At 72.0% G+C, this 21,285-nt stretch carries 23 protein-coding genes and 1 tRNA gene; 19 read left to right on the top strand and 5 right to left on the bottom strand.

Features of this window, described 5'->3' with window-relative positions; genetic code table 11:
- Positions 1-88 precede the first annotated feature (88 nt).
- The 5 genes from ACR9ZK_RS04285 to ACR9ZK_RS04265 all read left to right on the top strand — a co-directional run bounded on the left by ACR9ZK_RS04285 (position 89) and on the right by ACR9ZK_RS04265 (position 3,746).
- Complete coding sequence (locus tag ACR9ZK_RS04285) at positions 89-763, top strand: haloacid dehalogenase type II (protein WP_481340639.1); 675 nt, start codon at positions 89-91, stop codon at positions 761-763.
- A 47-nt stretch (positions 764-810) separates the two neighbouring features.
- Positions 811-948, top strand: coding sequence for a hypothetical protein (locus ACR9ZK_RS04280; RefSeq protein WP_481340638.1), 138 nt, complete (start codon positions 811-813; stop codon positions 946-948).
- A 94-nt stretch (positions 949-1,042) separates the two neighbouring features.
- Positions 1,043-2,362, top strand: coding sequence for a four-carbon acid sugar kinase family protein (locus ACR9ZK_RS04275; RefSeq protein WP_481340637.1), 1,320 nt, complete (start codon positions 1,043-1,045; stop codon positions 2,360-2,362).
- Positions 2,359-3,090, top strand: a complete 732-nt coding sequence (gene otnC, locus ACR9ZK_RS04270) for a 3-oxo-tetronate 4-phosphate decarboxylase (RefSeq protein ID WP_481340635.1) — start codon at positions 2,359-2,361, stop codon at positions 3,088-3,090. The genes ACR9ZK_RS04275 and otnC overlap by 4 nt, the downstream gene beginning before the upstream one ends.
- A 26-nt stretch (positions 3,091-3,116) precedes the next feature.
- Positions 3,117-3,746, top strand: coding sequence for an aspartate/glutamate racemase family protein (locus ACR9ZK_RS04265; protein WP_481340634.1), 630 nt, complete (start codon positions 3,117-3,119; stop codon positions 3,744-3,746).
- A 126-nt stretch (positions 3,747-3,872) separates the two neighbouring features.
- Here the strand turns inward: ACR9ZK_RS04265 and ACR9ZK_RS04260 are convergent.
- Positions 3,873-3,946, bottom strand: a tRNA-Gly gene (locus ACR9ZK_RS04260).
- 109 nt (positions 3,947-4,055) lie between these two features.
- Here ACR9ZK_RS04260 and ACR9ZK_RS04255 point away from each other — a divergent pair.
- Positions 4,056-4,487 (top strand): hypothetical protein, encoded by a 432-nt coding sequence (locus tag ACR9ZK_RS04255; RefSeq protein ID WP_481340632.1) that lies wholly within the window; start codon positions 4,056-4,058, stop codon positions 4,485-4,487.
- Positions 4,487-5,344 (top strand): SMP-30/gluconolactonase/LRE family protein, encoded by an 858-nt coding sequence (locus ACR9ZK_RS04250; RefSeq protein WP_481340629.1) that lies wholly within the window; start codon positions 4,487-4,489, stop codon positions 5,342-5,344. Before ACR9ZK_RS04255 ends, ACR9ZK_RS04250 begins: the two co-directional genes overlap by 1 nt.
- A 41-nt stretch (positions 5,345-5,385) precedes the next feature.
- On the opposite strand, the gene ACR9ZK_RS04245 is transcribed toward ACR9ZK_RS04250, so the two are convergent.
- Positions 5,386-6,942, bottom strand: a complete 1,557-nt coding sequence (locus ACR9ZK_RS04245; RefSeq protein ID WP_481340626.1) for an AAA family ATPase — start codon at positions 6,940-6,942, stop codon at positions 5,386-5,388.
- A gap of 122 nt (positions 6,943-7,064) precedes the next feature.
- On the opposite strand from ACR9ZK_RS04245, the gene dcd reads away from it, so the two are divergent.
- Both dcd and ACR9ZK_RS04235 read left to right on the top strand, forming a co-directional pair.
- Complete coding sequence (dcd, locus tag ACR9ZK_RS04240) at positions 7,065-7,643, top strand: dCTP deaminase (RefSeq protein WP_481340623.1); 579 nt, start codon at positions 7,065-7,067, stop codon at positions 7,641-7,643.
- Complete coding sequence (locus tag ACR9ZK_RS04235; RefSeq protein ID WP_481340621.1) at positions 7,640-8,401, top strand: alpha/beta hydrolase; 762 nt, start codon at positions 7,640-7,642, stop codon at positions 8,399-8,401. The genes dcd and ACR9ZK_RS04235 overlap by 4 nt, the downstream gene beginning before the upstream one ends.
- Before the next feature lie 71 nt (positions 8,402-8,472).
- Here the strand turns inward: ACR9ZK_RS04235 and ACR9ZK_RS04230 are convergent, their stop codons facing one another.
- Positions 8,473-9,924, bottom strand: coding sequence for an aromatic amino acid ammonia-lyase (locus tag ACR9ZK_RS04230; RefSeq protein ID WP_481340619.1), 1,452 nt, complete (start codon positions 9,922-9,924; stop codon positions 8,473-8,475).
- 233 nt (positions 9,925-10,157) lie between these two features.
- Here ACR9ZK_RS04230 and ACR9ZK_RS04225 point away from each other — a divergent pair, with 233 nt between their 5' ends.
- From ACR9ZK_RS04225 to rpmG, 6 genes are all read left to right on the top strand, one after another.
- Positions 10,158-10,850, top strand: a complete 693-nt coding sequence (locus tag ACR9ZK_RS04225; RefSeq protein WP_481340616.1) for an IclR family transcriptional regulator — start codon at positions 10,158-10,160, stop codon at positions 10,848-10,850.
- A complete protein-coding gene (locus ACR9ZK_RS04220; protein ID WP_481340614.1) occupies positions 10,847-12,049 on the top strand; it encodes an ABC transporter ATP-binding protein in 1,203 nt (400 codons plus the stop codon). Before ACR9ZK_RS04225 ends, ACR9ZK_RS04220 begins: the two co-directional genes overlap by 4 nt.
- Positions 12,049-12,693: an ABC transporter permease gene (locus tag ACR9ZK_RS04215; protein WP_481340612.1), complete on the top strand. Its 645-nt coding sequence runs from the start codon at positions 12,049-12,051 to the stop codon at positions 12,691-12,693. The genes ACR9ZK_RS04220 and ACR9ZK_RS04215 overlap by 1 nt, the downstream gene beginning before the upstream one ends.
- Complete coding sequence (locus ACR9ZK_RS04210) at positions 12,690-13,445, top strand: ABC transporter permease (protein WP_481340610.1); 756 nt, start codon at positions 12,690-12,692, stop codon at positions 13,443-13,445. The genes ACR9ZK_RS04215 and ACR9ZK_RS04210 overlap by 4 nt, the downstream gene beginning before the upstream one ends.
- Before the next feature lie 28 nt (positions 13,446-13,473).
- On the top strand, positions 13,474-14,409 hold the full coding sequence (locus tag ACR9ZK_RS04205; protein WP_481340608.1) for an ABC transporter substrate-binding protein: 936 nt from the start codon (positions 13,474-13,476) through the stop codon (positions 14,407-14,409).
- Positions 14,410-14,564: 155 nt separating this feature from the next.
- Positions 14,565-14,732 carry a 50S ribosomal protein L33 gene (rpmG, locus tag ACR9ZK_RS04200; RefSeq protein WP_481340606.1) on the top strand — a complete coding sequence of 56 codons (168 nt, stop codon included), beginning with the start codon at positions 14,565-14,567 and terminating at the stop codon, positions 14,730-14,732.
- Between the two features lie 176 nt (positions 14,733-14,908).
- Here the strand turns inward: rpmG and ACR9ZK_RS04195 are convergent, their stop codons facing one another.
- Positions 14,909-15,616 carry a hypothetical protein gene (locus ACR9ZK_RS04195; protein WP_481340604.1) on the bottom strand — a complete coding sequence of 236 codons (708 nt, stop codon included), beginning with the start codon at positions 15,614-15,616 and terminating at the stop codon, positions 14,909-14,911.
- A gap of 173 nt (positions 15,617-15,789) precedes the next feature.
- Between ACR9ZK_RS04195 and ACR9ZK_RS04190 the strand changes: the two genes are divergently transcribed.
- The 3 genes from ACR9ZK_RS04190 (at position 15,790) to ACR9ZK_RS04180 (ending at position 19,141) form a co-directional block, all read left to right on the top strand.
- Entirely contained in the window at positions 15,790-17,010 is a 1,221-nt protein-coding gene (locus ACR9ZK_RS04190; protein ID WP_481340602.1) for a GAF domain-containing protein, read from the top strand.
- Between the two features lie 133 nt (positions 17,011-17,143).
- On the top strand, positions 17,144-18,667 hold the full coding sequence (gene exaC / locus ACR9ZK_RS04185; protein ID WP_481340600.1) for an acetaldehyde dehydrogenase ExaC: 1,524 nt from the start codon (positions 17,144-17,146) through the stop codon (positions 18,665-18,667).
- A 12-nt stretch (positions 18,668-18,679) separates the two neighbouring features.
- Positions 18,680-19,141, top strand: a complete 462-nt coding sequence (locus ACR9ZK_RS04180; RefSeq protein WP_481340598.1) for a DUF779 domain-containing protein — start codon at positions 18,680-18,682, stop codon at positions 19,139-19,141.
- Positions 19,142-19,145: 4 nt separating this feature from the next.
- Here the strand turns inward: ACR9ZK_RS04180 and ACR9ZK_RS04175 are convergent, their stop codons facing one another.
- The gene (locus ACR9ZK_RS04175) at positions 19,146-19,883 is read right to left on the bottom strand and encodes a transporter substrate-binding domain-containing protein (protein WP_481340596.1); all 738 of its coding nucleotides are present in this window, start codon (positions 19,881-19,883) and stop codon (positions 19,146-19,148) included.
- Positions 19,884-19,995: 112 nt separating this feature from the next.
- Here ACR9ZK_RS04175 and ACR9ZK_RS04170 point away from each other — a divergent pair, with 112 nt between their 5' ends.
- Complete coding sequence (locus ACR9ZK_RS04170) at positions 19,996-21,030, top strand: M4 family metallopeptidase (RefSeq protein ID WP_481340594.1); 1,035 nt, start codon at positions 19,996-19,998, stop codon at positions 21,028-21,030.
- Positions 21,031-21,285: the final 255 nt, after the last annotated feature.

Genomic DNA, 21,285 nt, shown 5'->3' with positions numbered 1-21,285 from the left:
GGACGATCGCGCCCGGCGATGACATGACACATCAGCCGACGGGCCGGACGGGCCCGTCACCGAACCACCGACCCTGAGAGGACCCTTGATGAGCGACCCGACCTTCCGGCCGAAGTACGTCTCGTTCGACTGCTACGGCACGCTGATCAGCTGGCCGATGAACCCCATCACCAAGGAGCTGGTCGGCGACCAGATCCCCGAGGAGCAGTGGGACCAGTTCGTCGCCGAGTTCCGCGGCTACCGCTTCGACGCAGTGAACGACGCGTACTACCCCTACGAGCAGGTGCTGCAGAACTCCTACGACCGGGTCTGCCGCAAGTGGGGGATCCAGTCCGACCCGACCGCGGGCAAGCGGTTCGCCGACGGCGTCCGCAGCTGGGGCCCGCACCCCGACGTCGTCGAGCCGCTGAAGAAGATGGCCGAGCACTACAAGCTCGTCATCCTGTCCAACGCCGACAACTCCTTCCTCGAGGAGAGCGTGCCGCGGCTGGAGGCGCCCTTCCACGCCGTCTTCACCGCCGAGCAGGCCGGCTACTACAAGCCCCGGTACGCCGCGTTCGAGTACATGCTCGACCAGCTCGACGCCAAGCCCGAGGACTTCGTCCACGTGTCCTCGCACACCCGCTACGACCCGCTGCCGATGCACGACATGGGCTTCCGCAACCTCGTGCTCCTCGACCGCGGCAACGACCCGATCCCGCCCGGCTACAACCTCACGGTGGTGAAGTCCCTGGACGAGCTCAACACGATGCTCGGGATCTGACGCCACCCCGCCGCCGAGGACGGTGCCGACGAATGAAGGTGTGGACGTTGACGGTCAATGGTGACCTGCGCGGGATCTTCGACAGTGAGGTGAAGGCGGTGGAGGCACGGCTGCGATATCTCAGCTCCGGTCCCGAGGACCCCGGGTTCGCAGTCCTGTCCATCGGTCAGTGGAGCGTGCAGTGACCGAGCCCGGCTCTCCCACGCCCCATCCCGGGTGCGCAGCCCGCACCCACCGCGGGTTCCTTCCCATGAGTCTGCGAGTAAGGACGGCTGTCTGATGACCGAGATCGGGTGCATCGCCGACGACTACACGGGAGGCACCGACGTCGCCGCTGGGCTGCGTCGGGCCGGGCTGCGCGTCGCGCTGGTGTTCGGAACCCCCACCCCGGGTCAGAACCTGCCTCCGTGCGATGCAGCCGTCGTCGCCATGAAGATTCGCACGGCTCCTGTCGAGGTGGCGTCCAAGGACGTCGCCACTGCGTTCGACTGGCTGGCGAGCCAAGGGGTTCAGCGCTTCTACTACAAGTACTGCTCCACCTTCGACTCCACCCCAGAGGGCAACATCGGCCCGATCACCGACCTCCTGCTCCAGCTCACCGGGATGCAGACGTCCGTGATCTGCCCCGCGTCGCCGGTTCACGGTCGCACGGTCTACCAGGGACATCTGTTCGTGGGCGACCGGCTGCTGTCAGAGTCACCGATGCGTCAGCACCCGCTGACCCCCATGGCCGATGCAGACCTGGTCCGGTTCCTGGCTCGACAGACGACGGGTCGGGTCGGCCTGGTGAGCTGGCCAGAGGTCGCCTCGGGACGCTCGTCGGTCCGAGAGGCGGCTGACCGCCTCGCGGGATCTGGTGTTCGCCATGTCGTCACGGACGCGCTCAGTGCCGACGACCTCAGGGCCGTCGTCTCCGCGATGCAGGGTCGCGCGCTCCTGACCGGGGGAGCCGGGCTGGCCGAGGCGTGGGCGGAGGCCGTCCACGCCCGGCTCCACTCGGGGGTGGAGCCTCCGGGCATCACGACTCCGGCCCCGGGCGCCACGCCTCCGGCTCCGGGCACGGGGCCGGAGGCCGACCGGACCCCCGACGAGGACCCCTCCGCAGGAGGCACGCTCGTCCTGGCCGGCAGCTGCTCCGCCGCGACCCTCGCCCAGGTCACGGAGGCCAGAGCCGCCTTTCCCACCTACCGGCTCGACCCGGTGCGAACGCCCCGTCCGGCGCAGATGCTCCAGGAGGCGCTGGCCTGGCTGCAGGCGCAACCCGCCGACCGACCGCGACTCGTCTACGCGTCGGCGACACCCGACGAACGTGCGGAAGCGGTTGCAGCCATGGGATCCCGTACGGCCGAGCACCTGGAACACGTGCTGGGTGCCTTGGCCGTGCACGCCGCCGCTGACGGCACCCGCCGGTTCGTCGTCGCCGGCGGGGAGACGTCCGGGGCCGTCGTCTCCGCCCTCGGCATCCGGCAGGTGCTGGTCGAGGACGAGCACGAACCAGGGGTTCCCTGGTGCACGACCGAAGGGCGCCGTCCCATCCGGCTCCTGCTCAAGTCCGGCAACTTCGGCTCGAGCCGACTGCTCGTGGAGGCCGCCACATGAGGCCTCGTGGAGAAGGGACGCTCGCCGCAGCCGAGGGCATCGCCGAGCTCGGGGCGTCGATCTTCGCCCGTGGCCTGACTCCCGGGCGTACCGGGAACCTCAGCTGCCGGGTCGGCGACGAGGTCGTCGTGACGCCCACCGGTGCCAGCCTGGGGTCCCTGGACCCGCACGGGCTCGCGATCATCGACATGGAGGGTCGTCCCATCAGGGGCGCTCTGCCCTCCAAGGAGGCCGGTATGCATGCCGCGCTCTACCGCGCCCGTCCGGCCGCCCGAGGGGTCGTGCACCTCCACAGCACCCACGCCGTCGCCGTCTCGTGCCTGGCCGACATCGACGAACGGTCTGCGGTCCCACCGCTGACCGCCTACTTCGCGATGCGCGTGGGGAGCCTGCCGCTGGTGCCGTACTTCGCGCCCGGAGACCCGTCGCTGAGCGTCGCGGTGGAGGAGATGGCTCGCGAGCACCACGCGATGCTGCTCGCCAACCACGGCTCCGTCGTGGCCGCCGACGACCTCCTCTCCGCGGCCGATGCGGCGGAGGAGATCGAGGAGACAGCTCGGCTCTGGCTGATGCTGCGTGACCAGCCCACCAGACCGTTGACCAGCGCCCAGCTCACCACCCTGGTAGCAGGCCGCACAGCAGGTTGTGAAGCGATCACGCCCGCCCGCAGCGCCACCTCGGCGACCGGGCCAGTACGTGATCGACTGCAGGAGGAGGAACGAGCGTGATGCGTCGTGTTGTCCTGGTTCACACGGTGGCCGGACTGGTGCCGGTCTTCCAGGATCTGGCCAAGGGACTGCCCGAGGACGTGAAGGTCTCCAACATCGTGGACGAGTCCTTGCTGGAGGATGCGATCGCGGCCGGGGGGCTCACCCAGTCGGTGAACCGCCGGGTCGTGGACCACGTCCTGTCGGCCGCGGACAGCGGTGCCGTGGCCGTCCTTGCCACGTGTTCCTCGATCGGTCCTGCGGTGGAGATCGCCTCGAGACTGGTCGATGTACCGGTCCTGCGCATCGACCAGCCGATGGCGTCGGCCGCTGTCGAGAGTGGTCGGCGAATAGGTGTGCTGGCTACGGTCGCATCGACGCTCAACCCTACGGTCGAGCTCCTGCGACGCTGCGCCCACGACCTCGAGAAGGACGTGGAGGTCACGCCCGTCCTGATAGAGGGGGCCTTCGCGGCGATGAGGTCCGGTGATGCAGGAAGGCACGACGAGCTCATCATCGAGGCCCTCATGGATCTGGCACTGCGCGTGGACGTGGTCGTGCTCGCACAGGCGTCCATGGCGCGGGTGGTCGCCACTGTCGATCCGGGCGCCCTGTCCGTCCCGGTGCTGTCCAGTCCCCGCTCGGGGATCGCCGGGCTCGCGGCGGTGCTTTCGTAGGTCCCCACGGAGGTCCCCGGGAAGGAGACCACCTCCCCACGGGTCGTCGCCCGGTGAGCTGTTCTCGCGGCGGGTGCACGACGAAGCCGCAGGCCCGGACATGTGTCCTGACCTGCGGCTTCGTGCTGGAGCGAGCGACGGGAATCGAACCCGCGTATCCAGCTTGGGAAGCTGGCGCTCTACCATTGAGCTACGCTCGCACGGGCCGCCGCACGGTGCCCCACGAGGGGTGCGAGGCGGCACGCGGCGTCAGTGTAGCCGACGCCCGACCCCGTCCACGCACCGTCTCCCCAAGGCCCGACATCCACCATGGACCTCGCCAAGCAGACCGCCCTCGTCGAACACGTGCGGAGCCGGGGCGGCGACTCCACGCAGGTCGCCGTGACGCTCGAGCAGTTCTTCGAGGGCAACGACTGCGAGTGGTCGATCGCGCCCAACCGCGACGAGGCCATGCCCCTCGACACGGTCCGCCGCGTGCTGTTCGACCTGCGCGAGCGCCCGGAGGTGCATGACGTGCGCGTCGAGCTCGACGTGCTCGAGTTCCAGGCCTACCCCGACGACGAGTGGCCCTACGCCAGTGGCGTGGCCGTCATCACGACCCTCATGCCGGAGGAGGTCGACGCCATGACCATCGACGCCGAGACGCAGCCCAGCGGCGGCCCGGCGAGCCGGCTGGACTGGCTCGTCGACGCGCCCGCGATGCCCGACGGCCACCACTACGTCGGCGTGTGGTGGGACTGATGGACGGGCTCGTCGAGTCGCGCCCGGAGCAGGTCACCGCACCGCTCTGCTACCACGCCGAGGGGCCGGTCTGGTCGCCCTCCTGGGGCGGACTGCGGTGGGTCGACCTGCTCGCCGGGGACGTCCTGACGCTGCACGCCGACGGCTCGGTGGCCTCGCTGCACGTCGGTGACGTCGCGGCGTTCGTGCGCCCCCGAGCGGGCGGTGGCTACGTCGTCGGCACCGAGCGCGGTCTGGCCCTGTCCGCGGACCCTGACACCGAGCCGACGCCCTGGCTGACCCTCTGGGACGACACGTCGGTCCGGATGAACGAGGGTGGGTGCGACCCGCAGGGCCGCCTCCTCGCCGGCTCGATGGCCCACGACCGTGCCCCCGGTGGCGCCCGGCTCTACCGCGTCGACCCGGACGGCCGCGTCACGACAATCCTGCCGGACGTCACGATCTCCAACGGCATCGACTTCTCGCCGGACGGCGCGCGCGCCTACTACGACGACACCCCGACCGGCCGCACCGACGTGTTCGACGTCGTCGACGGCGAGCTGACGAACCGCCGTCCGTTCCACACGGCCGACGTCGGCCATCCCGACGGCCTGACCGTCGACTCTGCGGGCAACGTCTGGGTCGCGCTCAACGGTGCCGGCCGCGTCCGCTGCCTGTCCCCGTCCGGGGACGTCCTCGCCGAGGTCGTGCTGCCCGTCAGGCAGACGACGGCGTGCACGCTGGGTGGCCCGGACCTGCGCGACCTCTACATCACCACCTCGCGGGAGAACCTCAAGGACCCCGAGCCCGAGGCGGGGTCGGTCTTCCGGGTCCGCGTCGCCGTGCCCGGCAGGCCGGTGCTGCCCTTCGCCGGCTGACTGTCCCGGCTGACTGTCCCGGCGGGGGTCTCGCCGCCGGGCTAGGGCCCGGGGGAGGGCCCGGGGACCGGACCCGGGTACCCGCCACGGGGCAGGAACTCGGCGCCCCGTCGGCTCCTCCCGGACCTGAGGCCGGACGTCCCGGCGCCTGCAGCGCCCTCTGCCGTGCCACCGGTCGGGTCCCGTGCCAGGCCCTCCGCGGACGCCGCGTCGACGCCGAGGAGGCTGCGCGTCAGGCGTTCGCCCTCGGACAGCAGCTCGTCCAGGGCGAGGCGGAGGTGCTCGTCCGACGGCGGCTCGGCGGCCAGGGCCGCCGCGAGGACCGCCCGGCGGACCAGCTCCTTGGCGAAGGAGGCCGTCGTGCCCTCGGACCGGACGGCAGCGGCCGAGATCGCCTCCGGACCGAAGAGGTGCCCGCCGTAGAGCCGGAGCAGCTCGCGGCGGCCGTCGCGGTCGGGCAGCGGGATCTCGGCCGCGAGGTCGACCCGGCCCGGACGCTGCGCGAGCGCCACCTCGAGGTCCTCGACGCGGTTGGTCGTCAGGACGAACGCGACGTCGGCGTCGGCATCGAGCCCGTCGAGCGCGTCCAGCACCTCGAAGAGCAGCGGGGAGGCTCCCATCGGTGCGAACGAGCGGTCCTCGGCCACGAGGTCGCAGTCCTCGAGGACGACGACGGCCGGCTGGTGCGCCCGCGCGACCTTCGCGGCGTCGTGGATGAAGCGCAGGGAGCCGCCGCTCAGCAGCACCGCCGTCGTACCGGGAGTCGCCGACAGCAGGTAGCGCACCGTGTGCGTCTTGCCGGTACCCGGGGGCCCGTAGAGCAACACCCCGCGCTTGAGGTGCTGGCCGTGGGCCCGCAGGCGCTCACGGTGCTCACCCATCCCGATGACGTGGTGCGCCACACGGTCGAGCAGCCCGTCGGGCAGGATGACCGCCGCGGCGTCGACGGTCGGGCGCGCCACGAACGTCACCCCGGCCATCCCCGGGCCGTAGGGGTCGCCGCCGAACGTCAGCACCTGGCCGCGGAGGATGCTGCGGGCGTCCATGAGCTCCTGGACCCGCGCCATGAGCCGGTCGGAGGTGTCGCGGTCGCGCGACATGACCTCGATGCTGCCCGCCTCACGGCCGAACTGCCGGTTCATGCCCTGCTGGCGCACGGCCACCGGCTCGCCCTCGAACCGGAACATCCTGATGCCCGAGGTGACGACCTGCCGGTGGTCCTCCTTGCCGGGGCCGGTGGGCATGCGGCCGTAGTCGACCTGCCCCACTGGAAGGCCCATCCCGTGGATGCTCTGGACGAGGTCGCCGAGGGACATGTGGTGCCGGGCGTCACCGGCGATCCCGACGACGCTGCGCCCCGGGTCGGTCCCCGACACCTCGTCCAGGGCGATGTCGGCGTCGACGAGCCGGTGCGGCATGACCGGCTCCGACACGACGGCCAGGCCCTGCGGTGACACCCCGAGGTGGGCCTCGAGCACGTCGACGAGCCGTGGCCCGCCGGCGTCGTCGGGCAGCTGCTCGAGCAGCCGCCGGACGAGCTGCCGGAACTCGGCCACGAGCTCGCGCGTCCCCGCCTCGTCCCTCGGCTGCTCCGTCATGACCCAACGGTAGGCGAGCCCGGGTACCGCACGCGCCTGGAGCGACCGACCGTTCGGACCGGATCCGGCGGGCCTCGCGAGCGGTCCGCGGGCCGACGCCGCCTGCACGGTAGCCTCGACCCGTGCTGCTCTCCGACAAGGACATCCGGGGCGAGGTCGACGCCGGTCGTGTCGTGCTCGACCCGTGGGACGAGAACATGGTCCAGCCCTCGAGCGTCGACGTCCGGCTCGACAAGTTCTTCCGGCTCTTCGACAACCACAAGTACCCCTACATCGACCCGGCGGCCGAGCAGCCGGAGCTGACGCGTCTGGTCGAGGTCGGTCCGGACGAGGACGGCTTCGTCCTGCACCCGGGGGAGTTCGTCCTCGGTTCGACGCTGGAGGCCGTGTCGCTGCCCGACGACCTCGCCGCCCGCGTCGAGGGCAAGAGCTCCCTCGGCCGCCTCGGCCTCCTGACGCATGCCACCGCGGGCTTCGTGGATCCCGGGTTCTCCGGCCACGTGACGCTCGAGCTGTCGAACGTCGCGACGCTGCCGATCATGCTCTACCCGGGCATGAAGATCGGCCAGCTGTGCTTCTTCCGGCTCAGCAGCCCGAGCGAGAACCCTTACGGCTCAGCGAAGTACGGCTCGCACTACCAAGGTCAGCGCGGTCCGACCGCCAGCCGCTCCTTCCAGAACTTCCACCGGACGCCCGTGTGAGCAGGACGCTCGAGGGGCCGTCGCGCGTCGTCGGCCCGCCCACGGACGACGGTCTCCCGCCGGCGACCCTCGTCTGGCACGCCCGGCCCGCCCACGCCCGCGTCGTCGTCCTCGTCCTGCACGGCGGCGCCATCGGGGGGTTCGAGCCGAACCGGCCGTGGTCGCACAACGTCGCCCGGCTCGTGCCGTTCGCGCGAGCGCTGGCCCGCAAGGTGCCCGGGCCGGTCGCCGTGGCACGGCTGCGGTTCCGGGTTCGGGGGTGGAACGGCGACGACGCCATGCCGGTGCTCGATGCCCGCTGGGCCCTGGGTCGGCTGCGCGAGACGTACCCCGACGCGTCGATCGCGCTCGTCGGTCACTCGATGGGCGGTCGCACCGCCTTGCACGTCGGCACCGAGCCCGGGGTGCGCCTCGTCGTGGGTCTCGCGCCGTGGATCGAGCCCGGTGACCCGCGCCCCGGCCCCGCTCAGCGCACCGTCGTCGTCCACGGGGACCGGGACGTCGTGTGCGGCCTGAGCCGTTCCCGGCGCCTCGTCGAGTCCATGCAGGCCGAGGGTCTCGACGCCTCCCTCGTGCGCGTCGAGCGGGGCGACCACGCGATGCTCGTGCGCTGGCCCCTGTGGACGCGCCTCGTCACCGGCATCGTCACCGCGACGTTCGCCGCGGAGCTGGGCCACGACGAGGAGCCGGCGAGTGGGCCCGAGGGCGCCGTCGTCGCCCAGGTCGTCCACTCCGGCGGCGTCACCCTCGACCTCTGAGGCAGGCGTGACGCCTCCGATCCGGCTGTCCCGGAAGGGCGCCCGAGCCCCCCGCCGCTGAGCCTCCCAGGTCAGGCGGGCCCCAGCGGGTCCGCGGCGACCCACTCGTCGACGATGTCGACCGCAGCCGCCACCGCGGGCGCAAGGTCGTGGTCGTCCGGCTCTCCTGCGAGGTGCCCGCACCGGGCCATCAGCTCGGACAGCTCGCCGGCGACCCGTCTCCCGCCCAGGACGAGCGCGCGGACAACGGTGACGAGCTCGAGGGCGATGATCTGCCGGTAGGCCTCGGCGGCCTCGGTGAGGCGGGCCGACGACACCGAGGCGTGGCTCGCACCGTCCTCGACCCCGGCGGAGACCGAGACCCACTGGATCGAGCGCGCCGCCGACGCGGCCTCCCGGATGAGCGCCATGGCCGAGGCGGCGCCGTACTCCAGGATGAGCAGGCCGGAGGAACCCACCTCCGGACCGGCGAGGAACCGGGGCAGACCGCTCGCAGGGTCGGTCAGCAGATGGGAGATGCGAGACGCGCTCGTGTGCGCCGAGCCGACGAGGGCCAGCAGGGTCGAGTCGACGGCGAGGGCCAGGTAGGCCTGGTGGAAGCCGCCGTGGTGCGCGACGCCGGGCGGGTCGTCGTCCGTCAGGACCGCGGGGTTCTCGCTGCCGCTGTTGACGAGTGCCTCGACGACGCGGCGCAGGTCGTCGATCTCGTCGAGGAGCGGGCCGTGCACCTGCGGGAAGGTGCGCAGCCCGAAGAAGTCCTGCAGCTGGGCCGGCTCGACGGTGCTGCCGTGCACGAGCCGGGTGACGGTGGCGGCCGCGGTGACGGCGCCCGGGAACGGGGTGACCTTCGGCACAGCCGGCCCGAAGGCCTCGAGGTTGCCGCGCAGCGCGACGAACGACAGGGCGCACACAGCCATGGCGACGTCGGCGAGCCGGGCGAGCCGGCCGCAGCCGAGGGCAGCCTCGGCCAGGGTGAAGGCGCTGCTCGACATCAGGGGCAGCGCGTCGGACTCGTCCAGGGGCGCGGGGGCGAGCAGGGTCCCGTCGGCGGTGGGGCGCTCGCCGAGCAGGGTGAGACCGACCTCCGCCAGCGCGGTGAGGTCGCCGGTGCCGATGGCGCCGCGCCGGTGCACGACGGGAAGCCGTCCGTCCTCGGCCCTCGTGGTCTCCACGAGCGCCCGAAGGAGCGACCCGCTGGCGCCGGAGGTCCCGGCGAGCAGCTGGTTGACGCGGATCGCGAGGGCGCTGCGCACGGTCGCGGGCGGGAACGGCCCGCCCCAGCCTGCACCGTGGCTGCGCAGCAGGGCGTGCCCCGGTCTCGGCGACGTGCTCGCCCGGTCGCGGTTGGCGCCGACCCCCGACGTCCTGCCGTACACGGGCCGCACCAGGGCCACCTCGTGGGCGGCACGGGCGGCCCGGTCGACCCGGGAGGCCGCCTCGGGGTCGACCGCGAGGTCCGCCCGCCGGCCCAGCGCCTCGATGGCGGCGATCGTCAGCTGCTGCCCGGTCAGGGTGATGGTCATGTGCGGTCCTCGGATGACGGCCGGAGATTTTCTCGGGCAACAGGGTGTCCCGCTGTGTCCGCAGTGTGCCAGACTGCCACTGGGCAGCAAAGGGCTGCCGCAGAATGAAAACGGCACTCGTTGCCTCTCGCTCGATCACCGACGAGGTGTCACCCATGACACGTCCACCACCCCCACCGACGCCGCGATCCGCGTCCCGGTCCGTGGGTCGTTCGTCGCCCGCCTCTGAGCCGGTGTCGACGCCCGCCCCCGGCGCCGCCGCCACCCGTTCCGTCGAGCGCGCGCTCGGTCTCCTCGCACACGTCTGCGAGACGGCGCCCACGAGCCTGTCGGAGTGCGCCAAGGCCGTGGGGCTGTCCCCGACGACGGCCCTGCGCCTGCTGCGCACGCTCGAGGTCCTCGACTTCGTCAGCCGCGACGAGGACGGCGACTTCCACCCCGGATCCCTCGCGTTCCGGTTCGGGGCGGTCGCCCTCGGCCGCAACCAGATGGTCAAGGCCGCCCAGCCGGCCCTGCAGCGGCTCATCGCCCGATGCGGCGAGTCCGCGTACCTCGGCATCGCCGGGCGACCTGACGAGGCGGTGTACATCGCGATGGCCGAGGGGACGTTCTCGATCCGCCACGCCGGCTGGGTCGGACGCACCGTGCCGGTCGACGGCACGGCCATCGGTGCGGCCCTGCAGGGCCGCACGCCGGAATGCGGGTATGTGGTGGTGCGTTCCAAGGTCGAGGAGGACGTCACGGCCATCGCCGCCCCCATCGCGTGGCTGGGCGGCGTCGCGGGGGCGCTCAACGTCGTCGGGCCCTCCTACCGTCTGGACCCGCAACGGAGCCGTGACGTCGGCGTCGCCGTCGCCGCGGAGGCTCGAACGATCGCGCGAACCCTGTTCCCGACCCCCCACACGAATGAGGTGACGAGCCGATGATCCGGTTCGAGTCAGTTACGAAGCAGTACCCCGACGGCACCGTCGCGGTCGACGAGCTCAGCCTGACGGCCCCCACCGGCAAGATCACCGTGCTCGTCGGGCCGTCCGGGTGTGGCAAGACCACGTCGCTGCGGATGATCAACCGGATGATCGAGCCGACCGGTGGCCGCATCCTCGTCGACGACCGCGACACTGCCACCATCGACAGCGCCGAGCTGCGCCGGGGCATCGGCTACGTGATCCAGCACGCCGGACTCTTCCCGCACCGCACCATCGTGGCCAACATCGCGACCGTGCCCCTCCTGCTCGGGTGGGACCGCGACAGGGCGACGAGCCGGGCCCTCGAGCTGATGGAGCGGGTCGGGCTGCCCCAGTCGTTCGCCAAGCGGTTCCCCTCGCAGCTCTCGGGAGGCCAGCAGCAGCGCGTCGGCGTCGCGCGCGCCCTCGCGGCCGACCCGCCGGTCATGCTCATGGACGAGCCGTTCAGCGCGGTCGACCCCGTCGTGCGGGACCAGCTCCAGGAGGAGTTCCTGCGGCTGCAGGACGAGCTCGGCAAGACGATCGTCTTCGTCACCCACGACATCGACGAGGCGATCAAGCTCGGCGACCAGGTGGCCGTGCTCCGGGTCGGGGGCACGCTCGCCCAGCTCGCGGCCCCCGAGGAGCTGCTGTCCCGGCCGGTCGACGACTTCGTGGCCGACTTCGTCGGGCGCGACCGCGGCTACCGCACCCTCGGCTTCCGCACCGCGACCTTTCCGACCAGGGCGGAGCCGACGGTCCGGCTCGGCGCGCCCGCGGCCGACGCCCGGGCCGTCACGGCCGACCCCTGGGTCCTCGTCCTCGACGACGAGGACCACCCGCTGGGGTGGGTCGAGCCGGAGCGGCTCGACGGTCCGGTCACGCGGGAGGCCCTTCATCGCGGCGGCACGGTGGCCTCGACCGAGGGGTCGCTCCGGCAGGCCCTCGACGCGGCCCTGTCGGCGCCCTCCGGCCGAGGCGTCGTCGTCGGGCCCGACGGCGCCTTCGTGGGCACCGTGCGTGCCCGGGACCTCATCGAGCCCATCGAGGTGAGCGCCGCCGGTCAGCGGGCCCGGGACGCCGAGACCGAGGGTGTCGAGCCGGGCGTCGAGCCGGGAGTCGAGCCGGGAGTCGAGCCGGGCGTCGACTCGGCCGCAGCCGCGGAGACGAAGGTCGTCTGATGGACTGGTTCACCTCGCACCTCGACGACGTGTGGGGACTGCTCGTCACCCACGCCTACCTCGCCGGGCTCCCCCTCCTGCTGGGCCTGCTCATCGCACTGCCCCTGGGCTGGACGGCCCGTCGCTTCTCGTGGGCCTACCCGCCCCTCATCATCGGCACCGGGTTGCTGTACACGCTGCCGTCGCTGGCCGTCTTCATCCTGCTTCCCGGCATCCTGCACACGCAGATCCTCGACCCCACCAACGTCCTCGTCGCCATGACGGTCTACACCGTGGCCCTGCTCGTCCGAACCGTCGCCGACGGCCTCGCTGCGATCCCCGACGACGTCCGGCTCGCCGCCAACGCCATGGGGTACCGACCTGTGCGGCGGCTGCTCGGGGTCGAGCTGCCGCTGGCCGTCCCGGTCATCTCCGCCGGTCTGCGGGTGGCCGCCGTCAGCAACGTCAGCATCGTCAGCGTCGCCGCCATCATCGGCGTGCAGCAGCTCGGCTCGCTCTTCACCGACGGGTTCAACCGTGACTTCTTCGCCCCCATCGTGACGGGCATCATCGCCTGTGGAGTGCTGTCGCTGGTCTTCGACGTCATCATCGTCGTCGTCACCCGGCTGCTCACGCCCTGGGCCCGAGCGAGGACCGCCTCATGATCGCCGACATCATCGGCTGGCTCACCGACCCGACCAACCGCGAGGACATCGTGCAGCGGCTCCTCGAGCACATCGAGTACGTGCTCCTCGCGACGGGCATCGCGGCCGTCGTCGCCGTCCCCGCCGGGATGTGGGTGGGCCACACCGGGCGAGGGAAGTTCGCTGTGGTCAACATCTCGGGTTTCGCGCGCGCCATCCCGACCCTGGGCCTGCTCTTCTTCATCGTCCTGTGGCTGGGTCCCAACCTCACCGGCGACCTCGCGTTCCTGCTGCCGAGCCTCATCGTCCTCGTCGTGCTCGCCATCCCGCCCATCCTCGCGGGCACGTACGCGGGCATCGACGAGGTCGACCCCGCGGCCCGGGACGCCGCGCGGGGGATGGGGATGCGTGGCTGGCAGGTGCTGTTCAAGGTCGAGGTGCCGTGCGCGCTCCCGCTGATCTTCTCCGGCGTGCGCTCGGCACTGCTGCAGGTCGTGGCCACCGCGACCATCGCCGCGACGGTGGGCCTCGGCGGGCTCGGCCGTTTCCTCATCGACGGGCTCGCGGTCCGCGACTACGCCCAGATGGCCTCCGGGGCCGTGCTCGTCGCCGCCCTGGCCCTCGCCATCGACCTCGTCGCGTCCATCGCCCAGCGGCTCGCCGTCTCGCGCGGGATCACCGGCCGGTTCCGCACCCGACGCGGCCGTCCCGAGGTCCGGTCGACCACAGAGTCAGTCACGACGACTACCGTCACGGTCGGCACGGTCAACTGATCCCCTGGCCAGCGTCCACAGGAAAGAGATGAGTATGAAGCACAGCAAGACGGTTCTCACGTCGGTCTCCGCGCTGGCTCTGGCCGGTCTCGCGGCGTGCGGCTCGGGCGGTGGCGGCAGCCCCCTCGACCAGCCCACCAACGCCGGCTCGGCGGCCCCGAGCGGCACGATCGTCGTGGGCTCGGCCAACTTCCCCGAGTCCGAGCTCCTCATGGACATCTACGCCAAGGCCCTCGAGGCCAAGGGGGTGAAGACCTCGACCAAACCCAACATCGGTAGCCGCGAGACGTACATCCCTGCGCTGCAAGACGGCTCGATCGACCTCGTCCCCGAGTACACCGGGGTCCTCGACCAGTACTTCGACAAGTCCGCCAAGGCGACCGACTCCCAGGCCGTCTACGACGAGCTCAAGGCCGCCCTCCCGTCGGGCCTGCAGGTGCTCGACAAGTCGGCGGCCGAGGACAAGGACGCCGTGGTGGTCACGAAGGACACCGCGACGAAGTACAACCTCAAGACCATCGCCGACCTGGCGCCCGTCGCCAAGGACCTCGTCCTCGGGGGGCCGCCCGAGTGGAAGACCCGCGAGTCGGGGGTGCCCGGCCTCAAGAAGGTGTACGGCCTGACCTTCAAGGAGTTCAAGCCGCTCGACGCGGGTGGCCCGCTCACGGTCCAGGCCCTGAAGAACGGCCAGATCCAGGCGGCCAACCTGTTCACCACCGACCCGAACGTCCCGGCCAACGGCTTCGTCGCGCTCGAGGACCCCAAGTCGTTCTTCGCGGCGCAGAACGTCGTCCCGCTCATCACCAAGTCCAAGGTCAACGACACCATCTCCTCGACGCTCAACGCCGTGTCGGCCAAGCTCGACACGGCGACGCTGGCCGGCCTCGTCAAGGAGGTCGTCATCGACAAGAAGGACGCCGAGGACGTGGCGACGGAGTTCCTGCAGAAGGCCGGCCTCGGCTGACCCGGCGGTCGCCCCGGCGGGCCCGAGGTCGCGCCGGGGCGGCGCCGAGCGGCGCACGGCAGCGACGTCGGGTGCGGAGGGAATGCCGACGAGGCGAGAACGGTTCTCATGAGTGGCTTCGCGACCTCCGCGGAGCGACCGTCCGAGGAGCACCATTGGCCAAGCGCACCGACCTTCGCCCCGTCGTCACCCTCCGCTCGACGGCGGGCACCGGCTACAGCTACGTGACGCGCAAGAACCGACGCACCACCCCCGACCGCCTCGTGCTGCGCAAGTTCGACCCGGTCGCCGGGGAGCACGTGGACTTCCGCGAGACCCGCTGACCGTCGACGGCGAGCCGGAGTCGCACGACACGGCCGCGTCCCCACCTCGGGGACGCGGCCGTGTCGTGTCTGGCGGGACCACCGGAACCGGACCCGGGAGCGTTCGGGTCGGCCGGGTCTGCCCCGGACCGCCAGGGCGGGCGTGCGGACCGGCGCTGACGTGTGGTGGGGTCCTCTCAGGCCGGGGTGACGGAGCGACGCACCGCCGGGTCGGCGGCCGGTGCGGGGGTCGGGGCGGGCTGGGTCCACGGCACGGTGACGGTGGGGGTCGTCACGGGGACGAACGCCTTCGCCGCGTCGATGCCGGTGCGCAGCATCTGCACGAGCCGGTCCTCCGGGTCGTCGATGCAGGCCCGAGCCACGCCGTCGACGCCGAGGGCGACGATCCTCGCCGCGTTCGACGGGCGCAGCGCAGCCGAGTTGAAGCCCATGCGGGCCAGGTTGATCCGTGCCCAGCGCTCGGCGGCGGGCGCCGCCGTGAGCGCGGCCCGCGAGGCGGCGGAGAGGCGTCCGGGCTCACGACCGTCCTGCTCGGCGAGGATGCCCTCGGCGTTGAGGATGGCGATGGCCATCGCGTTCTGGCGCTCCTCGGCGGCCACCGGCAGGGCCGCGCGGGCGGTGCTGAGGACGATCGCCGTCGTCGCGCGGGGGTCGCTCGGGTTGAGGCCGACGACCTCGGGGACCATGGTCACCAGGCGCTGCCGGTTGGGCTCGTCGAGCATGTCGTTGACGCAGCGAGCCAGGGTCGCGAGCACGGGATGGGTGCAGGCGGGGTGGTCGCTCCACCGCTCGCCGGCCAGGAACGAGGCCATCTCCATGAAGCAGGCGCCCTTGCGGGGGTTGCGGTGACGACCGCGGGACAGTACTGGCACTCCGTCGGGCACGAATGGGGCTCGTCGTGACATTGGTCGCTCCTCGGCTGCTGCTGGCGATCCATTGGGCGGACTCCTTCATGGTGCGCCTGTTCCGCGCCGTTGACCACCCTTTCGCCGACCCCTACCCACCGGCCTGCGGCCAAACCCTGTCACCGACCCGGATCGCTGGGCACAATCGGCCCATGGGCGACGAGAGCGAGGGTTCGGGAGTCCGCGCGCACGTCGCCGACTCCTGGGTCCGGTCCGCGGCGGCCGGGGTCCACGTCGACGCGGTCGACGCCCCGATCACGCTGCCGGCCGACGCCCTGCGCGACCATCGCGAGGCCCACCCCCTCGCGCGGGTCTTTCCCCTTCTCGACGACGTGCTCGGCCAGGCGGCGCGCGACTGCGACGCGGTCATCGCCGTGGCCGACGCCTCGGGCCAGCTGCTCTGGGTGTGCGGGTCGCCGAGCACGCTGCGCCGCGCCGAGAGCATCGGCTTCGTCGAGGGCAGCAACTGGGACGAGCGGATGGCCGGCACCAACGCGCCGGGCGTCGCGCTTCGGCTCGACCGACCCGTCAACGTCATCGGTGCCGAGCACTTCCGCCGCTCGGTCCAGCGCTGGAGCTGCGCGGCGACGACGATCCACGACCCCAGCGACCAGAGCGTCCTCGGGGTCCTCGACATCACCGGCGGCGACGACATCGTCGCGCCGCAGACGCTGGCCATGGTCCGGGCCGCAGCGCGGATGGCCGAGTCCGAGCTGGCTCGCGAGCTGCTCGTCGGGGCGCGATACACCTCGGTGCCGGCCACCCCGGGCCGGCTGTCGGTGCTGCTCGAGGCCCTCGGACGCAACGACGCCCTGCTCACCGTCGACGACGGTCGCGGTCACCGTCGGACGCTGCGGCTCAGCCCACGACACAGCGAGATCCTCCTGCTGCTCGCATCGGCGGCCCGTGGCCTGTCCGGCGACGAGCTCGCGGTGCTGCTCTACGAGGAGGACAGCAGCGCCTCGACGCTGCGGGTCGAGATGGGCCGGCTGCGGGCGCTGCTCGGCGACGACCTGCTCGCGTCGCGGCCCTACCGGGTCGTCGCGGAGCTGTCGGGCGACTGGCTCGGTATCGAGGCGCACCTGGCCGCGGGGGACCTCGCCAGTGCCATGCGGGCCTACCGGGGCGCGCTGCTGCCACGGTCGGTCGCGCCCGGGGTGGTCCGGCTGCGTGAGAGCATCGAGGGCGACCTGCGCCGGGCCGTCCTCGCGAGCGGCCGCACCGACCTCATGTCGGCGTGGACGCGGTCCGCGTCCGGTGCCGACGACTACGAGATGTGGCAGGCCCAGGCCAGGCTCCTCGGTCCCTCCTCGCCGCTGCTGCCGCTCGTCCGGAACCAGCTCGACCGCCTCGACCGCGAGCTCGGCACCTGAGACGAGGACCCGTCGGGCCCGCCGTCGGCCGCGAGCACCCTTCTCGACACGCAACGTGGATGCAACGTCCGGTTGCCTAACGTCCTGACGACCCCGTTTTCGGGGCCGCCACCAAGGACGTTGGGAGAACGACATGACCATCTATGCACCCCCGGGAGCGGCCGACTCGCTCGTCTCGCTCCAGGACCGGTACGGCCACTTCATCGGCGGCAACTGGGTCGAGCCGAAGAAGGGCCTCTGGTTCGAGAACATCTCGCCGGTCAACGGCAAGCCGTTCTGCGAGATCGCCCGGGGCACCGAGGAGGACATCGAGGCGGCCCTCGACGCCGCCCACGCAGCCGCGCCGGCGTGGGGCCGCACGAGCCTCGGCGAACGGTCGCTCGTTCTCAACCGCATCGCCGACCGCCTCGAGGAGAACCTCGAGATGCTCGCCGTCGCCGAGACGTGGGAGAACGGCAAGGCCGTCCGGGAGACGCTCGCCGCGGACCTGCCCCTCGCCGTCGACCACTTCCGCTACTTTGCGGGCGTCCTTCGCGGACAGGAGGGTTCGAGCAGCGAAATCGATGCCGACACGGTCGCCTACCACTTCCACGAGCCGCTCGGCGTCGTCGGCCAGATCATCCCGTGGAACTTCCCGATCCTCATGGCCGTCTGGAAGCTCGCGCCGGCACTCGCCGCCGGGAACGCCGTCGTGCTCAAGCCGGCCGAGCAGACGCCGTGGTCGATCCTCAAGGTCGTCGAGCTCATCGGCGACCTGCTGCCCGCGGGCGTCGTCAACGTCGTCAACGGCTTCGGTGTCGAGGCGGGCAAGCCCCTGGCCTCGTCGCCGCGGATCGCCAAGATCGCCTTCACCGGCGAGACGACGACCGGGCGGCTCATCATGCAGTACGCGTCGCAGAACATCATCCCGGTCACGCTCGAGCTCGGCGGCAAGAGCCCCAACGTCTTCTTCGAGGACGTCGCCCAGCAGCGGGACGCCTTCTACGACAAGGCCCTCGAGGGGTTCACGATGTTCGCGCTCAACCAGGGCGAGGTCTGCACCTGCCCCTCGCGCGCGCTGGTCCAACGCTCGATCTACTCCGACTTCGTCCCGGACGCCGTGGCGCGCGTCGAGAAGATCAAGCAGGGCAACCCGCTCGACACCGACACGACGATGGGCGCCCAGGCGAGCAACGACCAGCTCGAGAAGATCCTGTCCTACCTCGACATCGGCCGGCAGGAGGGCGCCAAGGTCCTCACCGGTGGGGAGCGCAACGTGCTCGACGGAGACCTCGCCGACGGCTACTACGTCGCCCCGACGGTCTTCGAGGGCAGCAACTCGATGCGGATCTTCCAGGAGGAGATCTTCGGCCCGGTCGTCTCCCTCACGAGCTTCGAGGACGAGGCCGACGCGCTCGCGATCAGCAACGACACGCTCTACGGCCTGGGCGCCGGCGTGTGGACGCGCGACGGCGCCCGGGCCTACCGGATGGGCCGAGGCATCAAGGCCGGTCGGGTCTGGACGAACTGCTACCACCAGTACCCGGCGCACGCGGCGTTCGGTGGCTACAAGCAGTCGGGGATCGGCCGCGAGAACCACAAGATGATGCTCGACCACTACCAGCAGACGAAGAACCTGCTCGTGTCCTACTCCCCGGACCCCCTCGGCTTCTTCTGACGGGGCCGCGACGTGCCTTCCCACGGGCCGGAGGTCACGTCCGTCGGGACGGGTCGACCCGGTGAGCCATCGGCTTCCCGCAGCCGGGTCGACCTGACCGGTGAGGCGGCGGACCTGCTCCGCCGCCTCACCGGGGTCCACGGACCGCTGATGTTCCACCAGTCCGGCGGCTGCTGCGACGGCAGCTCGCCGATGTGCTACCCGGCCGGCGAGTTCCTCACGAGCGAGGCCGACGTGCACCTCGCCGACCTCGCTGTCGAGGGCCTGGACGAGCCGGTGGCCTTCTGGATGTCGGCGTCGCAGTACGCCTACTGGCGGCACACCCACCTGACCGTCGACGTCGTGCGCGGACGCGGCAGCGGCTTCAGCGTCGAGGCTCCCGAGGGCGTGCGGTTCCTCATCCGGTCACGCCTGTTCACCGACGCCGAGATGGCGGCGCTCGGGGTCGAACCGCCGAGGCTGCTCGGCGGCTGACGGCTCAGGCGGGCGGGGCGACGGCCGCGGTCTGGCCCGACCGGCGCAGCGACGCGGCGACGAACCCGTCCGCCTTGAGCTCCTCGACGAGGTCGCGCAGGTACCGCTCCGCGGCCTCCCCGCGGCCCACCGGCGTCCCGACGGCCTGCCGGATCTGCATGAACGCCTCGTCGACGACTCGGGTGCCCGGGTGGGCGGCGACCCACGCCGTCGCCGGTTCGCGGATGCCGGCACCGGCCTCGAGTCCCTCGGCGGCGAAGACGTCGACCCCCTCCGCGCCGCGCACGACCTCGGCGTGCTCGAGGGTGCGCGACAGGTGCAGGTCGTAGGCCGACCCGGCCTTGACCCCGACGCGGGATCCGGGACGGTCGACGTCGGCCGGTGAGCGCACGGTCGAGGCCTCGGGCACGACGTAGACGCCCTCGATGACGACGTACGGCGGGGTGAAGGCCACCTGGGTGGCGCGGGCCGGGTCGACGGCGAGGAAGCCGAGGTCGGCGCGGCCGTCGGCCATGGCCTCGAAGGACAACCGGGCCGCGTCGAAGCACAGCAGCCGGAGCGGGACCCCGAGCCGCGCGGCGACCTCGCGGGCGAGGTCGACGGTGACTCCGCGAGGCTGCGTGGGGGTGCCCTGCGCCAGCACGGGGTTCCCGAGGTTGATCGACGCCCGCAGCACGCCGGTGGGGACGAGGTCGCGGACGACGTCGGCAGGGGCGGCGTGGGGCGTGGTCGAGGTCGTCACGGGCGCCACCCTACGTCGCCGGGGAGCCCGCGCCCGCAGGCCGAGGGGCCACACGACAACTCGTGACCTCGTACCACGCCCGTCGGTCGGGCTGCGGGTGCAGAGTGTCGGGATGGCACATCGAAACCTCGCCGCGGCGGTTGCCGTCGCGGCCACGCTGGCCGTCGCCGCCACCGCCGCGCCGGCCGCCGGCTCGTCGACCCCCTGGGACCACACGGCCACCGGCACCGTCTTCCTGCCCAACCCGGTCCAGGAGCTCGGCGACGAGTCGCTGACCGACGCCAAGGACGCCGACTACGCGGCCCTCGCGCCGGCCTACCACCGCGTCACCCTGACGCACCTCGACGGCTCGGGCACGCTGACCGGCCAGTACGTGCGGGTCAAGAGCTCGACGGGCTCGGCCGCGCGGTCGGTGGGCGGGGCCTTCCCGGCCTACCACCGTGACGTCGACCAGTTCGAGCAGGTCATGGGCTACTACTGGGTGACCACGGCCCAGGAGTACCTCCAGCACCTGGGCTTCGGCTCGACCCTACGGCCGGTCAACCAGCGCCAGATCGAGCTGCGGGTCGACCAGTACGGCGGCGACAACTCCTTCTTCCGACCGGACAAGGCGAACATCACCGTCGGCAAGGGCGGCGTGGACGACGCCGAGGACGCCGAGGTCGTCGTGCACGAGTACGGCCACTCGGTGCAGGACGGCCAGGTGCCCGGCTTCGGAACGACCCTCGAGTCCGGCGCGATCGGCGAGGCCTTCGGCGACTACCTCGCCGTCGTCGTGACGAGCTGGCGCGCCGGGACGCCGACCCTGACCCCCGAGGCGTGCGTCGCCGACTGGGACTCGGTCTCCTACACGCGCACGGTCCCGCACTGCCTGCGCCGCCTCGACGGCACGAAGACGTATCCCACCGACGTCGTCGGCGAGGTGCACGCGGACGGCGAGATCTGGTCGCGGGCCCTCTGGGACATCCGTGCCGCGCTCGGCGACACCAAGGCGTCGACGCTCATCGTCGAGGCGCAGTTCGCCTTCGCGCCCGACACCACCTTCCGCGCCGCCGCGCTCGATACCGTCGCTGCCGCGCAGCGCCTCTACGGGGCATCGGCCGCCAGGGCGGTCACGGCGGCCTTCCACGCCCGCGGAATCCTCTGACGCGCCTGACGCGCCTGACGCGCCTGACGCGCCGGCTGCGCCGGCTGCGTCCGGACGCTCCCGGACGCTGAGGACACCCGACCACGTCGCGCCCGCACGCGAACGGCCCCCTTCCCGGAGCGGGAGGGGGCCGTTCGCGTGGCCGGGGGACTGTCTCTTATACACATCTCCGAGCCCACGAGACGGAGCTACATCTAGTATGTCGGTTTCTTCTTTGAAAAGGGGGGGGGGGGGGGGGGGGGGGGGGGGGGGGGG

Source organism: Monashia sp. HAY1-5C (genome assembly GCF_056755255.1).
The sequence above is the reverse complement of the archived record's forward strand: the minus strand, read 5'-3'. Positions and strand labels throughout refer to the sequence as shown.

Coding starts and splice junctions, on each gene's coding strand:
- ACR9ZK_RS04285 (WP_481340639.1), top strand. CDS start 89: ATGAGCGACCCGACCTTCCGGCCGAAGTACGTCTCGTTCGACTGCTAC.
- ACR9ZK_RS04275 (WP_481340637.1), top strand. CDS start 1,043: ATGACCGAGATCGGGTGCATCGCCGACGACTACACGGGAGGCACCGAC.
- otnC (WP_481340635.1), top strand. CDS start 2,359: ATGAGGCCTCGTGGAGAAGGGACGCTCGCCGCAGCCGAGGGCATCGCC.
- ACR9ZK_RS04255 (WP_481340632.1), top strand. CDS start 4,056: ATGGACCTCGCCAAGCAGACCGCCCTCGTCGAACACGTGCGGAGCCGG.
- ACR9ZK_RS04250 (WP_481340629.1), top strand. CDS start 4,487: ATGGACGGGCTCGTCGAGTCGCGCCCGGAGCAGGTCACCGCACCGCTC.
- ACR9ZK_RS04245 (WP_481340626.1), bottom strand. CDS start 6,942: ATGACGGAGCAGCCGAGGGACGAGGCGGGGACGCGCGAGCTCGTGGCC.
- ACR9ZK_RS04230 (WP_481340619.1), bottom strand. CDS start 9,924: ATGACCATCACCCTGACCGGGCAGCAGCTGACGATCGCCGCCATCGAG.
- ACR9ZK_RS04220 (WP_481340614.1), top strand. CDS start 10,847: ATGATCCGGTTCGAGTCAGTTACGAAGCAGTACCCCGACGGCACCGTC.
- ACR9ZK_RS04215 (WP_481340612.1), top strand. CDS start 12,049: ATGGACTGGTTCACCTCGCACCTCGACGACGTGTGGGGACTGCTCGTC.
- ACR9ZK_RS04210 (WP_481340610.1), top strand. CDS start 12,690: ATGATCGCCGACATCATCGGCTGGCTCACCGACCCGACCAACCGCGAG.
- ACR9ZK_RS04205 (WP_481340608.1), top strand. CDS start 13,474: ATGAGTATGAAGCACAGCAAGACGGTTCTCACGTCGGTCTCCGCGCTG.
- ACR9ZK_RS04190 (WP_481340602.1), top strand. CDS start 15,790: ATGGGCGACGAGAGCGAGGGTTCGGGAGTCCGCGCGCACGTCGCCGAC.
- exaC (WP_481340600.1), top strand. CDS start 17,144: ATGACCATCTATGCACCCCCGGGAGCGGCCGACTCGCTCGTCTCGCTC.
- ACR9ZK_RS04170 (WP_481340594.1), top strand. CDS start 19,996: ATGGCACATCGAAACCTCGCCGCGGCGGTTGCCGTCGCGGCCACGCTG.